Raw genomic sequence first — 14,272 nt, forward strand, 5'->3', positions numbered from 1 at the left:
TATGTAAAAAGAAGAAAGGAAATAAAGTGATTCTATCGAAATTGAAAAAAGATAAACCAACTAGAAGCAAGAATAGAGTTAATCTTATTTTAAAATGCCCATCCTACGAAATAGTTAGAATTAAAGAAGATGATAATATTCCAAATGAGATTTCATCTAGAATAAGAATTTATGATCTGATTGATCATACTAGCATGGATAATCTAAGGCAAGCCGTTCATTATCTTGAAACAGAAAAGGAGGATGAAGTCACATTGGTTGTTAAGGTGAAAACAAAAAAATTAAGATGTAACTACTTGAAATTTATTATTGAAAACAGAATGAGTTCTGATTATTACAATAGTTGTTTTGATGTTACTTGTGAATGGATTGTTGCCTGATATAAACTATTAAAGATTAACTTGACACTTTAATCCCGGGGAATTCCTCGGGATTTTTTAAATAAGGATAGTGTCTAATAAATCTTTATTACTTTTTACTTTTTAGTAAGAAACACATGATTTGGAAAAATAGTAAAAAGAATTAGTAACTTGTCTTACTCATAACGAACCAAAATAATTCAAAGGAAATGAGACTTTAAAGGTGACCTGATAATAATTTATCATTGTAACTATTTGATTGCGAGGTATTAATGTGTTTAGGTTCAAATCCTATCACCCCGACAAAGACAGTCCAAATGGGCTGTCTTTTTTGATTTAAAAAAGAGAAGGTTTTTCTTTTTTTCAAAACCTTAAATCGGCTTTTACCCCTAATGCCGTTTCTATCTCCTTTGTTAATTCCTCCAATACCTGAATCCTTTCCAAATTCCCTGACGGAAAAGAGAATAGTCCGTTTTCATTTTTGACAGCCAAGTACATTTGCTTATTCTGAAAAGAAAGAAAAATAGGACGGTCAAACTTTTCTTTCAAATCAAGAATTCTCTCCATTATTGAGGTGGACAAAACATATCGAGCCTCAACTTGATCTGTGCCATAAACAATAAAATTTTCAGTGAATCGGGGATCCTCCAAAAAGACCTCCTGCTCCTCTTTAAACCTAAAGCTGGACCATCTATCCAATTTGATTCCTTGATTTCTGGAGAAAACTACCGTATGGCCTTCAAGCTTTTTTCTGAATTTTAGCCAACAAAACATCCCTCGAAATGAATAGGGGAGATTATCCTGAAGATTATTTGAAATTAGATTTTTGAACACATATTGATAAATGACTACTATGAGATTTAAGATTGGAACCTGCCCCAAGGCTCCAATAGCTTTATTGGATAGGTTGTTTTCTATAATTCCAATGTCAGCAAGATTGAATTCCACTTCCCTCGATCTGCTTCGCATTTGACCGAAACTATAAACAGGAACATCATTTTTAAGCCAGGCAAATAGCTTGCTGCTTTGTATCTCTTTTATCGGGGCATTGGCTCCCTGGGTAAATTCTAAATCAGGAAATAGCTTTTGAACCATGTTTGCCATGGTTTTCAATTCTTGGGTTTTGAATTTCTGAAAGGCTCGAATGAAAAAGGAAGTGGAGAAATAGATCAATATCATCAACCCTGCAAATGGCAAGATCTGAGCATATGGATTATTTGCCGAAGGCTGAATCGAAGCTACAAAGTCTCCGAAAGGCTCACCTAAATCTGATATATAAGGAGAAACCAGAATGGAGATCATCCACAAAATATAAATACCCGTAATCCCCCAAGTGATTTTTTGATATAGATGCGTCTTTTTTCTCTTTGACTGAATATCCTTTAATGAGTCTTGGACCTCCGTAAATGTTTCCTGAAGTAAATGCTGATCCATTTATGAAGGCCAGTTAATGGTGTTCCAAGGGCTGGATTGATCATTCAATACTTGTTTGTAGATGTGGCAAACCTCCTGATAATAGTTGTTATAATCCCTTTTCATATCCAAGGCAAAACCCATTACAAAGCTTTTTCCAAAATCCTCCCAGGAACTGAAGTTTTCTATGGCCAAGCCTTTTGCAAAATCAATGACTTTCCAAGCCTCTTCCTCTGAAATAACATTACCAGTGAAAGCAATTCTTGCTTGGCCGACCAACATCGCAGCATCATATCCTGCCAATCCCAATTCCATGTCGGAATCAAAGGTGATAATCCCTTTTTCCTTCAAATCATTTAATATTTCACCTGAGCTTAATAAATCAAGATATTTTTGAGCCCGCTCGTTATTTCCAAACTTTTGATCCATCAATTCTTCCCATTTCTCTTTGGGTTCAGATTGGATCATTTGGGTGATAAAGTCAAAATACCAGCGTCTTCCGTCTTTCATGAAATACTCAGTCAAGTTCCAGTAACCAGCTGGGGTTTCTATGCTCCAACCTTCCAAATAGGGTTGAATAGTTTTGGCATCTTTAAAGATCAAAGTGTTGGTATAGGCTCCCCACCATTCTGATATCGGGGTATAAAGTGCGAGAGAAAAGAGCTTTTCCAGATCAATATTACTATCAGAGGAATTTTTGAATTTGGCTTTCTCAAAATCAGGTTTATCGTATTCTTCTTTGCCGATTTTAAAATATTTGTAAGCGTAGGAGGCGATTGCCAAAGCAAGGATGACATACCCGTACCAAGGTAGATTTTCGAACATTTGCATGGTTTATGAATTTAAAAGTTGATCGAGGTTTACTTCTTTTTGATCGGATTTTGGGATCTCCAAAAACAGTGATTTTTCATCTTTGCGGAGCCCTGCGATTAGGTTGGAAGGAAACATCTGGATTTGATTATTGTATTGTATCACTGCGGCATTGTATGCTCTTCGAGCTGCCGAGATTTGATCTTCCATCTCACTTACCTCATATTGAAGATGATGGAATTGCTTGTCTGCTTTGAGATCGGGATAGTTTTCTATATTGATATTCAGTCCGCCTAGCATCTTTGTCAGCTGATTGGAAGCTTTAATTTTTTCTTTTTGGTCAGTAGCTCCTTCTATTTGGGACCTGAGTTCAGTGATTTTTAGAAGAATTTCCTTCTCATGCGCCATGTATTTTTTGACCATAGCAGCCAAGTTTGGTACTAGGTCGAATCGCTTTTTCAAATAAATCTCAATACTCCCATAGGCTTGGGATACTTGATTCTTTTTGAAAATGATTTTGTTATTGATAATGACAGCAATAATTACAATCAAGGCCGTTATTGCTAAAAAGACCATTAGACTTGTGTTCATATCTTAAATAATTTAATTGTCATATGTGTAGATTTTGAAATAGCCATTTGAAAGGTTCATTCAATGATTTTATGGTTTGTAATTGAGATAATTCAAATTTTATGACTTGATTTTGGAGTACTTTCTCTTCATTTTCCTCATCACTACCGGAGGAATTTATTGTCATCTTTCTATTCTGAAAATCAATAGTATAGCTAGTTTCATTACCGGAAACCCTCTGCATATCCACTTTTTCGAATCCTGTCAATTCAAATGCTTTGTTTTGATATTTAAATCGGTATTCATAGGATGACCAGGAAGTACATTCCCTGCATTCCCATATATAAAAATTAATTAGAAGCTCACCATTTGGGCTTATCTCAATGCCTTTAAATGGTTCATCCATCACAGGAGTATATCTATTGATGATAAAGGTGTTGGATTGCAATATTTTTTTGAATTTCCCTTTTCGTTTTCCAAAGTAAATCCCTAATAATCTGTGATTTATATTTACTGTATCACTTTGATACCCATCATTGTACTCTATAGTTTCTTTTATAGGGCTTTGAATAGCAAAGACTACATCTTCGAGTCCATCCCCATTAAGATCTCCTCTGACTTCAGATAATAATTGCCAGCCCGATGGAATCAATTCTTCTATACAACTTCCACTTCCAGACAATTCAGGATATCTGGATTTGCTTTGTGCAATTAGCCCATGGGCGAGGAAAAACAGCCATAAAAAGTGAGTTTTAATATTAGTCATGGGCTATTTGTCTTTAAAAGCAATTGATTCCCTTGATATAGATATATGGCATTGTTGATAAGGGAGCTGTTTTCTTCACCGGGTTTCAATGTCAATTGGTTTGATTTAATAGAGAAAACTAGACTGTTCCCTATCTCTTGAATATCTACTATATCGATTAGGAATTTCTCTTCCTCTGTATCTTCGATATCTAGGGTTCCTATGTGTTTTAGAATGCCTTTTTCAAGAAAAAAGACCTCTCCACCAAAAGGGTATTCAAAAGCTTTTTGGCATATAATAATGATTCTATTGGAAGCGTCAGTTTTATAAAAATGGGGCTCAAAAAGATAGAAGTCGCCATAGCCTTGTGACTGAAAAATTATGTTGTTTAAAGAATCTAGGGCTACCAATCGATCACCCCAATTGTATTTTGATTCATCTGATGGATTATAATGCTTCCCCTTTTCGGGAATGTAATTGCCAGTTATGATTTTTTGACCATTTAATTCAAAAGCCTGGTCTACATGGAATTTGTCTAGTTGGAAGTTTTCTAGTTTCCGGGGATAAATTTGTGAATAGGATTTGGTTTCAATTTTACCCTCAACTTCGGAATACTTCGTGCCATCAAACTTCAGGATTGAGTTTTTGATGAGATAGGTATTTTCATATTGACAATCCTCTTCCTCATCTGTATTGTTTTTTGTTTCTGTGATTTTTTTATTGACTAAAAGGTCAAAATAGCCCTTGGTTTTATCTGGACTGGAGAATACTATTTTTTCCTCTCCAACAAATTCACCATTGCAATCGCCATCCCATTCTCCTCCGAAATCTTTAATAGAATAATTGGAAAGGATTTTTTCAAGCTTATCACCTGATTTAATGAACAGCGACAATGTTTCATTTGAATAGGGATTTACCCTTGACGATCCTAAATAATCGACACGAATTCCAAAAGCATTTTGATCGGTGGAAAGTGGATATTGGGTCGAGTCAATGCTTATTTCGAGCAATTCAATTGCATCAGAGACCCATTGATTGCTATGATTACTTTCAAAAAACTTGTGCGTTATTTTTCCGATTTGGTTGTCGAAAATTACAATATGGCTGTTGAGTTCAAAATATTGTTCCCCTTCATCGACTATTTCAGGGATGAGTAGTATTGTCTCATTCGGATTTTCGGGGTAAACCATTGTCGTGATCATATTGGATTTTGTGTTCACCCAATCCAATTTTAGTTCAGTCAAAACATCATCAATCAGCTCAAAATCTTTAAAGAATTCATTTAGGCTTGCTGCCGCTACTTTTTCAATGGTGCCATCCCATCGGATTTCGAACTCTATTTGTTCGACTTCTTTGGTATTGCCCCAATAAATTCGGTTGACCGTAAGCATGCTTTCACTGATTCGCGATACTACCTGTGACATGCTTTCGGCAATATCATCATAGGCTACCAATTCATGATCGATAATATTTCCATCAGCATTGTAATTGATGAGAATGCTTTCCATTTCATTTTCACCTTTTAGAAGAGTTACTACCACAGAATGAAAACTTTCCCGAATTGGCAGGGTGTATAGGTCGATTGCCTTGAAATTGGCATCTTCAAAATTGATTTCAGGGTACAGTCGATCTAATTTCAATGCCTTGACATCAATTTGTTTATAGTCCTTTTTATCGGTGAAACTGTCGAAATTGGTTTTCTCCAGTTGGGGTAGTTTTTTCTTTTTTGCAGAATCAAGCATATCAAAAAAGCCATTTTCAACACTTTGGGTCATAGCCTTTTTGGCTCCATCTATTCGCTCAATGGCTCCTGGAGTATTATTTTCCTGACGGTTTTTAGGACCGCAGGAAAAGATTAAAAAAAACAATGCTATAAATAGTGTTTTCATAATGGGTTTGCATCTTTGTCAATAGGCGTTATCATGATCATGATCATGATCAGGATTTAAATCAATTTCATTTTCCACTAAAACCGATATTTTGGAATCGATTAATGAGATATGATCTTGGGTGTATTCAAACAGATCGGTCTGTGTCCAAGCCCAAGATTTTGATTCCCGTAGGTTTACCTTGTCAATTTTAGATTTGACAGTAATCGTTTTTTTGAATTCATCTTTTTCGATTAGAATCTCGTCAAAAGTGCTCTGAATGGTTGCAGTATTGGGAATTGTAGGGCAGCTTTTCAGATTATCAGACGCCACGCTGTCCTTGGAAAACCACTTTCTTAAAAAGTTCAACTGGGTATCCGAACACTGATAATCCAGATTCAATGCGCTTACTATTTGGCAGTAGAGAATCCGGTTTCCATCAGAGTCCTCAGCCCATTCACATTCGTTTCCAATATTATAAGCGACATAGCCCAAAGCAGCCCTTTCCGGTTGGCTGATATTGTAAAGGAAGGATTGATTGATGACGATAGCACTGACTGTTGCCTTGACTGATTCATCATATCTATTCACTCTTGTAAGAAATTGAATAGGGAGCTTTCCAGAAGCTATTTTTTTTGCTTCAAGGACTCGTTTCTCTTGCTTTACAATCTCTTCGTCCCCAGCCATTTGAATGCTGTCCAATTTCCATTGAATGAGGATCAAGTCTCCCTGTCTGAAATTGTAATCTTGATTTTCTGTCCAATCCCAATTGTAGACAAAAGAGAGGTTTTTACCATTTTTTTCTCCGATTAGATACCGATAATCAAAGTCATCCTGGTAGTCAATAAATTTTAGGGTGTCTGTCTGGAATCTGTTAAAAAGCTTGGGGTCAAACTGAGAGATTATGCTATCAGGTTGATTTTGCTCCTGTTGATTTTCTAAAGTGTCCATCTTTTCATTTGCCAAACCCCCTTTAGAATCTTCAATCTCAGGGATGGTTTTCTTATGGCCACTTTGTTGGCAGGAATAGAGAAAAATAAAGGATAGGATAAACAGGTATTTCATTCTTTTTTTTAGATGACATCTATTACTTTTTCCAGAAAATAATGAACAATGGCTACTGATACAGTAATTGCCAATAAAACGACGATCTGAATTGTGATTTTTTGAGGGTTGTTTCTCAATTTCTTTCGGAGATAAAACACATCCAGTAATAAAAAACATGAAGCAATTACAACTCCGATCAAAAAGCCTACATGCAACATTCCGATATCAAAAAACAAATGAAGTAAATACCAATAACCATCCTCTGATACATCATTTGGACCCAATACAATCCTCATATATATCATTCCTAATAACAAGGATAATATGATCCAAAATAGGTAGGTCAATATGTGTTTTATGAGTGTCAAATTACTTGTTTACTTTATTTACTCTTTGGTACATAATACTTCCCTTTCTGCTTCCCCAGGCATCCATTTGATCTGTTCAGAAAATAAGTCGTCGGCCATATTTAATCCTTGTTTTACATCACAGACATAGATAAAAGCGTCTTCTTGATTGCTACTTTGGGTCTTGTAAACAGAATGGGTCAAGATCCAATTTTGGTCATCATAACTTATGTGATGATAGGCCTCTAATATTCCACCATCAGGAAATGCCGTGGTAATTACAAAACCGCCTGGCTCTGATTGTATGTCCACAATTTGGTTGCCTCCATCCTCTGAAAAATTGATGGTTTTAAGCGCAAACTCATATCCTTCTCCCTTTTTTATAAAGAGAAAAAGTTCATCTCCTTGATATCGCGAAGCACTTACTATTTTATCAGGAAACTTGTCGTTGTTTATATCGATATCCCTTATGAAATAGTGTTCCACATTCTCAAAATCAGATATGTTGTAGGCTTTTGATCCTTCAAAATCTATTGGATCTGGATTTTCATTGTCATCGAAAAACCCCGACTCAAAAAGCTCTTCCAATATTTCTTGTTTTGTAGGGCTGAGATAGGAGGCAAAATCGGAATCAAACTTTGGATGTGGTCCGTCGAAAAGGAAAAAAAGAACAGACTTTGCCTTGTTGGAGGATAGATTATTAATTAGCTCATACCTTTTCTCAACTTTGAGGTATTTCAATGTAAAATCTTGAAAATAATTCACCACATCCTCTTGCCAGAACCCATTCTCCGTAATACTTAATATTTTTGATTCAAATTCTCTATACCTCTTTTGAGACAGCAAATCAAAAAAGTAACGTATGTATGTGTAACTTTCTTCGTAAAGCTCGTTGGGTTGACCCCTTTTAATGTTCCATCCGAAATACTCGTGGAATTGTTGAAAATCAGCTGGAAATTGTTCTAAAAATTGAGTTTCGTTTTTGGACTTATAGGCCTCTTTTAGTTTTTCACTATCAAAAGTCTGATTTGAAATAAGCTGGTTGGTCTGAGAAGCTTTCTGTGATGATTCAATTACCCTTTCTTTATTTACATTACCATTCTTACAGCCTATAATCATCAGGGAGAAGGCTATCAATAACCCAGGTCTTATGTTCTTAAGTTTTTCCATAAGCTTAAAAACAAGTGGTTACAGGGTTTCCACAAAGTGATTTTGAATCTACCCAGCCTGTTAAACCCTGATATTCGATTTTTACCCAATCCTGCTTTAAATCGATAATATTTAAATCCGAGTCCATTGGGATTATGCCAATCTGCTTTCCAGTTTTTAGGCTGTCAAAGACCGATGTTTCTCGGTTTGCTCTAATTCCTAAATCGGTTTGATGTACCCATGCAATAACTTGCGGTATAGTAAAAACACCATCCTCTATTGACTTAATTTCTAAAACCCGCAACCAACCATTTTCTCCACTGACTATACTGATTATATAGCCATCTCCTTTTGTATTGAGAACTTGGATTACATCGCCATCAGGCTTGTCTCTTAGTTTGATTCCCTCGGTAGCAGTGCTTCTGTTATATGCCTCCAAAACAGAATATTTGGGATTCTTTAAAATAGAATATTCAAGCTCTCCTTTTTGATTTACTTGGAGGACAATGGATTCATGGCTTAGGGTATCAATATCATCTTGATTGTCTTGAAGGTCCGATCCCCAGGTCACTTTATTAAAAACCAACGAATTGTCTTTACTGGTCTTATAATCTATAGTCAGGCTTTTGCCATTGTCAAAATCCATGGCCTTTCCAATGTAGAAGGAGTCAATTACCTTGAAGTTCTGGTCATGGGAATAAAGGAAATAGTCTGAATTTGAATCTGTATGTTTCAATAGACTTAAAATAGCCTCATTGTCATTTGTCAAGGCTATTCTCTTCGAATCGAAATTTCCATTGAAATCAAATTCGCTTAAAATTTCGGGATAATAGGTAGCTACAGCTTCATTATCCAATAATCCATGGAGCGGTAAAGTGCTGTCTTGGTTTGTCTTTTTTTGTGAATCCGGAGGATTTTTCCCCTCAATATCGATGGAAATAAGATTGGTAAGATTTTCCACTCTATGATGTTCTCCCTCTCTGAAAAAATTGATTTCTCCGCAATACAGCGAACTGTCATGAAGGCATGATTCATAGTAAAACTCGGCCAACCTATAATTGATATACATGCCCAGTTCTTCACTTACAAAGCCACCCAAGTCCTCTTCATGATCTATAAAATAGCCCGTGCCGGCATCACCTAGAAATCCAATGGTCATTCCTCCCAACTCGTAAAAGTAGATGGCGTTTTCTCCCGTATAAGAAAGTTTTTTTCCGATTTTATGTTCGGACTTTAAATGCTCCCTTATTTTTTCTTTAATGGCTTCTTCTACTACTGAATAGTTCTCATCAGGGTATTTTACCAAATACAGATTGGGATATACCTCTGACTGGATAAACCGCATGTCTTTTAAAAAGAAATGGTTGATAAGGATACCTGTAACACCAAGTGCCATTAAGACAAAAAAAACCTGAATTCGATTTTTACTTTTAAAGGTCCACTTCATCAATTTAATGCCCAATAAAAGGAAAAGAATTACAAGCGTAATGAGTATGACCAGAATCAGTATAAACACAAGGTTTGTCTTTTATATTTTTCAAATTGCATTGGAAATTCTATTGATCGATAAAGGTTTTGACAATATGTATTTTGTATAAAAGCCCCTCTTCAAAATCAGAATTCTCATCGATCACCCGGATCAAATACTGCCCTTTTTTCAAAATTTTACTGAATGAATCTGTTTTGACCATATCCAAGTTTAGATATTCTTCCAAAGTGCGGAACGAATCATTTTTTAAAATCGAAAACTGAAAGTTTTGATTTGGATGGTTCGAATCCATGACTATTTCTATTTTACTGTCCTCCTCTAGAGAAATCAGGAAAAATGTAGCATTGGCATAATAACCAAATGGGCTAGATTCAAAAGACTGATTTTCATTAAAATCCACTGCATTAGCAATAAAAATTGGCTCAAAAAAATTAATGATCCTAAATTCACCGCTTTGGTCCTCACCTTGGAAGCTATAAAGCCCACTGGTAAACTTGAAAGGTAAATCAGGTTCTTTTTCCTGAAAATCTCCTTCAAATATTAATTTGGTAGGTAACGGAGTTTGGTACCAATTCTCTATGCCTGCGAAGCTATTGTATTCCACTAGCTCTAAGTAAACTTTCTTTTTGTCAAAATCCTTCGGATAAACACTCTCAATGACTTCATATTCCCCTAGATCCTGATTTAGAATTTTATTATCAATTTCCTCTTGAGAACTGCCTTCGAACATGAAAAATTGGTTTCTAAAGGTTCCGTTTTTTCTAAAAACCAAGTTTTGAATACCCTGACTGCTTTTCAGACCAAAGTGAATGAATTTTCCTTTTTTCACCTTGTAGATAGGATTGAACTCGCTGAATTTATCCGAGCAGCCCACACATTCTGATAGTAGCAATCTTTCTGGACTACCTGCCGATTTTTTCCAATTCTCCAAATTTGAAATTTCCTCATCTTGCAAAAAATCGGAAATGGTATTGGTCCCATTTCCATTTTTGATTTCAGCAAAAGGATAGTTGATTTGATTGAGGCTCTTAAAGACATTTGATTCTTCCACTGTTGGTTTGACAGCATTGCAAGAGCTCGATAAAATCAATGAAATGAGCAATATGTGAGGGGGATTAAGCCTCATGTTGCTTACTGAATTTTGTCATTTTTGCTCCAAAATCGCAGATAAACATATTGTCCAATTCATCGGCTTTTTTAGCTAATTGAGCCAGATTAGTTAGAACTTTATCATTGTGTTGGGAATACAAATCGCTGATATGGACCCGATAAGATAGAAATATCTGATTGTCAGAGATGGAGAGGCGATGTTCTCCTGTATCTGTGCGCATGATATATTCATAAATCTCTGCTAGGTTTTTCCTTGGAAGCTCATTCAATGGAGAAGTTGCAAATAGGTAGTTGTTGTCATAGACAAACATCCTAATCTCAGCACTCCCTAGATGGAATCTCCAATATTCACTTCCAGTCCTAGCCAAAACCGGATCTATTTTCAAATTCAGGATGGCCTTTTCCACTTTCTCACTGAAATCCGAGATAGGACTCTCTTCAAACAAATTTTCTTCGATGTCATTTCCACAGTTGGGGCAATAGGATGCCTTTTCAAAAATCAAGGAATTACAACTGGGGCAGCCGATGGTTAGATCCTCTGAAAGCTGATCGATGATTTCAAGTTCTTCACGGACTCTTTTCATCGGAATCGCAAATCCCATGTTGTCAGCATCAGAAAACTTTGAGGTAACGATTCCAAGTAATTCTCCTTTTTCATTGATGACAGGACCACCGCTATTACCGGGATTGATTGCAGCGTCTGTTTGAATGTAATCATTGCCTCCTATAATTTGTTGAGGGTTAGAAACAGTCCCTTCAGTTACTGTAAAAGGCATTCCGTAAGGGAATCCCATCACCAGCAATTTGTCTCTTGTAGAAACTATGGTGTTATGGTTTGTATTGACGGAATGGATAGGAATAGGGAGATTTTCCGCCTTCAAAAAAGCGATGTCTTTCCCGGGGTTTGCATAAATGACTTTTGCCAGATATCTGTTTTTCTCACCATCTTCAACGCTTACAGATAAACTACCTGAAACGACATGAAAATTGGTGATGATTACTTTGTCTTCGAAGCTGTAAAACCCTGTCCCAGAGCCAAATGCCGTATTTATTTTATAAACTGAATTTTCTAAATTTTGTATGGTGTTCATTTTCAATTAGTCTTAAAGTTTGCCATCATCTGTTGAATTGCAGCCATCGATTCTTGCATTTGAGAACCCATGATTTTGGATAGATCCATACCGAATTCGTCCCCAAATAAGGAGTCCTCCATGATGGATTCCATTCCATTCATTAAAATTGGGGCTGCAAGATTCCAATCCATTTGGCTTGCTTGGGCCATAGCGTCAGTAATGGGTTTGCTGATTGATTCATTGACCAGATTGTAATAGAAAAGGCCATAAAAGCAGGATTGTATCAGGTTGCAGGCATCTTCAAACTGGAGATTTGAAATTTTATCTTTGGCCTCGTAATAGCTATCCTCCCAGTTTTCTCTGATGTTCTCTTTTTTACCGCTGTATTTGTGTGGGACGAAAGTTTCTGCCTGATAGAGATCGGACAAGAATTTTTCTTTGGGATAGTTTTTCAGCTTTTCCAGACTTGATTTTCCATTGAGTAATCTAGTATGAAATTGAATTCTTCGATCCTGAATTCCAACCACGGCTTTCTCTATTAGTGTTCTTAAATAGCCCTGAGGTTCTGCGTAAAACTCCAACTTTTTGAAAGTGATATTGAGTGTATACCAGGCATTGGAAGATTGTCTTTTTTCCATGTAATAGGTGAACCTCTCTATACCTTCTGAGAGAATAGTCTGACTATTGTTGAATGCTTCCTCTTTTAAATTTTCAGGGAACGGCGAGATGATTGGTTCATGAAGATGCTCCGCACCAAACTTTTCGATTAATTCATCATCATAGCTGTCGGCATAAAGGCAAATCTCGCGCAAGACGCTGTAAATTTTATAAGGCTCGCAAAGATGAATGGGACAAGAAAATGTAAAAAACACCATGTCTCCCTCTAACACCAAATTGGCCAGATTGAGTGGATTCATCCGCAACTCCGCCAATCGTCTCATCAGGGGTACTTTCTTGGCATCTTCTATATTTAAAAATGGACATTTGATGATCAGTTCCTGGTCTAATTGGGAAATGAATATCACAACAGATCCGTGTGCTATTTCATAGGTATTTCCCTTTTTCTTGGTCTTCAGATGACTATCGATGTAGTCTAAAAGTGTCGGGACAACCAGTTCATATTTTCCGGAATTGAATAAGGCCATTGATTCATCCCACTTTTCATCCTTTTTTGTGGATGCCTTTTTGGGATTGATGGGAGGGAAGTAGCTTAAATTTCTATGCATGGTTTTTGTTTTTGCTAAAGTTTCAGATGACCTCTAGCTTGATTGAAAAATATTGTTTCCGTTTCCTTAAAGATTGAAGAGAAAACTTAGTTGGTTTAGTGGTCTTTCTTTAATAATCCATGGAAATGAATTCTCCATATAGGTCATAGCTATAGGTGAAGGTCGTTCCTCCATTTTCTGGCTGTAGTAACACTAGGTATTCTATCTTTGATCTTTCACCGTCTTTTGGGATTTTAACAACTGCCATTTGAAGGGAAGGATTTGGAATTTCCTTTTCCGACTCCAATTTTTCTTTGGATTTTTCTACCAACTCTCCCAATTTCCCGAGGTCGATTGGGTCACCTAATCGGAACATAAAGTCAGAGGCTTGCATGCCTACTGGTACTTCCAAAGTGATATCAGAAGTTTGAGTCCAGGTGTCATTGGCATGTGTCCACTGGCCCATTTTTAGAGAGGCTGGATCACTTGTAGCTGTCACTGCTATGATGTTTCCAATCGATTTATTATGGCTGATGTTTAGATCGGTGTAGTAGGCATTGTCACCAAATTGCTCCTTCAGTGCTTCTTCTATGACAAGAAATCCATCCGCATTTGCTTCCTGATCGTTTGCGCCACCACTACAGGCATTGAGGAATGCCAGCAAGAGAAATAGACAAAGTAGATTAAGGTTTTTCATTTCTTGAATGTTGAAGATTAGTCTTCTTCTTCTTCTTCGGTATCCCTTCCGTACATGTAGAATAAAGCTCCACCTACCCCGATCAATAGGATACGAATTACCCAGCCCATTCCAGTGCCCCACATGTCTACCCAAGCCAATAGTCTTATATTGTAATTGAAGATTGAGAGTACAATGGACATTATGCCCATCGCTGCTAGTATTAACCCTCCTTTTCCCAATTTTAATTTGATGTCTTCCATTTGTATTGTTTTTTATGGTTTTAAAAATTGCTTCAAGGGAAATACGATTCCTTGAATTCCTAACTTCTTATTTCAATATTGGAGGTTTTTAGTTTTGAAAAAATAGCCGGTCTATATCCGTCATGCCCAGCTTTATATTTGTAAAAAA

15 protein-coding genes are annotated in these 14,272 nt (G+C 36.5%); 1 reads left to right on the forward strand and 14 read right to left on the reverse strand.

All coding sequences use genetic code 11. The annotated features are described in order from the left end of the window. Window positions 1-380 (forward strand): hypothetical protein (locus O0V13_RS09930; RefSeq protein WP_268034828.1); only part of this gene is annotated, 380 nt, incomplete at its 5' end. Between the two features lie 342 nt (window positions 381-722). Here the strand turns inward: O0V13_RS09930 and O0V13_RS09935 are convergent. The 14 genes from O0V13_RS09935 to O0V13_RS10000 form a co-directional block, all read right to left on the reverse strand. Further along, window positions 723-1,793, reverse strand: coding sequence for a DUF3137 domain-containing protein (locus tag O0V13_RS09935; RefSeq protein ID WP_268034829.1), 1,071 nt, complete (start codon window positions 1,791-1,793; stop codon window positions 723-725). Next, the gene (locus O0V13_RS09940) at window positions 1,794-2,603 is read right to left on the reverse strand and encodes a DUF1266 domain-containing protein (RefSeq protein ID WP_268034830.1); all 810 of its coding nucleotides are present in this window, start codon (window positions 2,601-2,603) and stop codon (window positions 1,794-1,796) included. A 3-nt stretch (window positions 2,604-2,606) separates the two neighbouring features. Then, the gene (locus O0V13_RS09945; protein ID WP_268034831.1) at window positions 2,607-3,173 is read right to left on the reverse strand and encodes a LemA family protein; all 567 of its coding nucleotides are present in this window, start codon (window positions 3,171-3,173) and stop codon (window positions 2,607-2,609) included. A 19-nt stretch (window positions 3,174-3,192) separates the two neighbouring features. Continuing rightward, on the reverse strand, window positions 3,193-3,918 hold the full coding sequence (locus O0V13_RS09950; RefSeq protein ID WP_268034832.1) for a hypothetical protein: 726 nt from the start codon (window positions 3,916-3,918) through the stop codon (window positions 3,193-3,195). Then, window positions 3,915-5,786: a hypothetical protein gene (locus tag O0V13_RS09955; protein ID WP_268034833.1), complete on the reverse strand. Its 1,872-nt coding sequence runs from the start codon at window positions 5,784-5,786 to the stop codon at window positions 3,915-3,917. The genes O0V13_RS09950 and O0V13_RS09955 overlap by 4 nt, the downstream gene beginning before the upstream one ends. An 18-nt stretch (window positions 5,787-5,804) precedes the next feature. Continuing rightward, on the reverse strand, window positions 5,805-6,830 hold the full coding sequence (locus O0V13_RS09960; protein ID WP_268034834.1) for a hypothetical protein: 1,026 nt from the start codon (window positions 6,828-6,830) through the stop codon (window positions 5,805-5,807). 8 nt (window positions 6,831-6,838) lie between these two features. Continuing rightward, window positions 6,839-7,108, reverse strand: a complete 270-nt coding sequence (locus tag O0V13_RS09965) for a hypothetical protein (RefSeq protein ID WP_268034835.1) — start codon at window positions 7,106-7,108, stop codon at window positions 6,839-6,841. A gap of 90 nt (window positions 7,109-7,198) precedes the next feature. Continuing rightward, window positions 7,199-8,329 (reverse strand): hypothetical protein, encoded by a 1,131-nt coding sequence (locus tag O0V13_RS09970; RefSeq protein WP_268034836.1) that lies wholly within the window; start codon window positions 8,327-8,329, stop codon window positions 7,199-7,201. Between the two features lie 4 nt (window positions 8,330-8,333). Further along, window positions 8,334-9,755, reverse strand: coding sequence for a hypothetical protein (locus O0V13_RS09975; RefSeq protein WP_268034837.1), 1,422 nt, complete (start codon window positions 9,753-9,755; stop codon window positions 8,334-8,336). 109 nt (window positions 9,756-9,864) lie between these two features. After that, window positions 9,865-10,923 carry a hypothetical protein gene (locus O0V13_RS09980; protein ID WP_268034838.1) on the reverse strand — a complete coding sequence of 353 codons (1,059 nt, stop codon included), beginning with the start codon at window positions 10,921-10,923 and terminating at the stop codon, window positions 9,865-9,867. Continuing rightward, complete coding sequence (locus O0V13_RS09985) at window positions 10,913-11,998, reverse strand: trypsin-like peptidase domain-containing protein (protein WP_268034839.1); 1,086 nt, start codon at window positions 11,996-11,998, stop codon at window positions 10,913-10,915. The genes O0V13_RS09980 and O0V13_RS09985 overlap by 11 nt, the downstream gene beginning before the upstream one ends. 2 nt (window positions 11,999-12,000) lie before the next feature. Then, window positions 12,001-13,206, reverse strand: a complete 1,206-nt coding sequence (locus tag O0V13_RS09990) for a hypothetical protein (protein WP_268034840.1) — start codon at window positions 13,204-13,206, stop codon at window positions 12,001-12,003. Window positions 13,207-13,315: 109 nt separating this feature from the next. After that, entirely contained in the window at window positions 13,316-13,882 is a 567-nt protein-coding gene (locus O0V13_RS09995; RefSeq protein WP_268034841.1) for a hypothetical protein, read from the reverse strand. 17 nt (window positions 13,883-13,899) lie between these two features. Next, entirely contained in the window at window positions 13,900-14,124 is a 225-nt protein-coding gene (locus O0V13_RS10000; RefSeq protein ID WP_268034842.1) for a hypothetical protein, read from the reverse strand. Between the last annotated feature and the right edge of the window lie 148 nt (window positions 14,125-14,272).

The organism is Algoriphagus sp. PAP.12 (assembly GCF_026652115.1).
Taxonomy (GTDB): Bacteria; Bacteroidota; Bacteroidia; order Cytophagales; family Cyclobacteriaceae; genus Algoriphagus.

Coding starts and splice junctions, on each gene's coding strand:
- O0V13_RS10000 (WP_268034842.1), bottom strand. CDS start 14,124: ATGGAAGACATCAAATTAAAATTGGGAAAAGGAGGGTTAATACTAGCA.
- O0V13_RS09975 (WP_268034837.1), bottom strand. CDS start 9,755: ATGAAGTGGACCTTTAAAAGTAAAAATCGAATTCAGGTTTTTTTTGTC.
- O0V13_RS09970 (WP_268034836.1), bottom strand. CDS start 8,329: ATGGAAAAACTTAAGAACATAAGACCTGGGTTATTGATAGCCTTCTCC.
- O0V13_RS09965 (WP_268034835.1), bottom strand. CDS start 7,108: ATGAGGATTGTATTGGGTCCAAATGATGTATCAGAGGATGGTTATTGG.
- O0V13_RS09960 (WP_268034834.1), bottom strand. CDS start 6,830: ATGAAATACCTGTTTATCCTATCCTTTATTTTTCTCTATTCCTGCCAA.
- O0V13_RS09980 (WP_268034838.1), bottom strand. CDS start 10,923: ATGAGGCTTAATCCCCCTCACATATTGCTCATTTCATTGATTTTATCG.
- O0V13_RS09985 (WP_268034839.1), bottom strand. CDS start 11,998: ATGAACACCATACAAAATTTAGAAAATTCAGTTTATAAAATAAATACG.
- O0V13_RS09935 (WP_268034829.1), bottom strand. CDS start 1,793: ATGGATCAGCATTTACTTCAGGAAACATTTACGGAGGTCCAAGACTCA.
- O0V13_RS09995 (WP_268034841.1), bottom strand. CDS start 13,882: ATGAAAAACCTTAATCTACTTTGTCTATTTCTCTTGCTGGCATTCCTC.
- O0V13_RS09945 (WP_268034831.1), bottom strand. CDS start 3,173: ATGAACACAAGTCTAATGGTCTTTTTAGCAATAACGGCCTTGATTGTA.
- O0V13_RS09950 (WP_268034832.1), bottom strand. CDS start 3,918: ATGACTAATATTAAAACTCACTTTTTATGGCTGTTTTTCCTCGCCCAT.
- O0V13_RS09990 (WP_268034840.1), bottom strand. CDS start 13,206: ATGCATAGAAATTTAAGCTACTTCCCTCCCATCAATCCCAAAAAGGCA.
- O0V13_RS09955 (WP_268034833.1), bottom strand. CDS start 5,786: ATGAAAACACTATTTATAGCATTGTTTTTTTTAATCTTTTCCTGCGGT.
- O0V13_RS09940 (WP_268034830.1), bottom strand. CDS start 2,603: ATGCAAATGTTCGAAAATCTACCTTGGTACGGGTATGTCATCCTTGCT.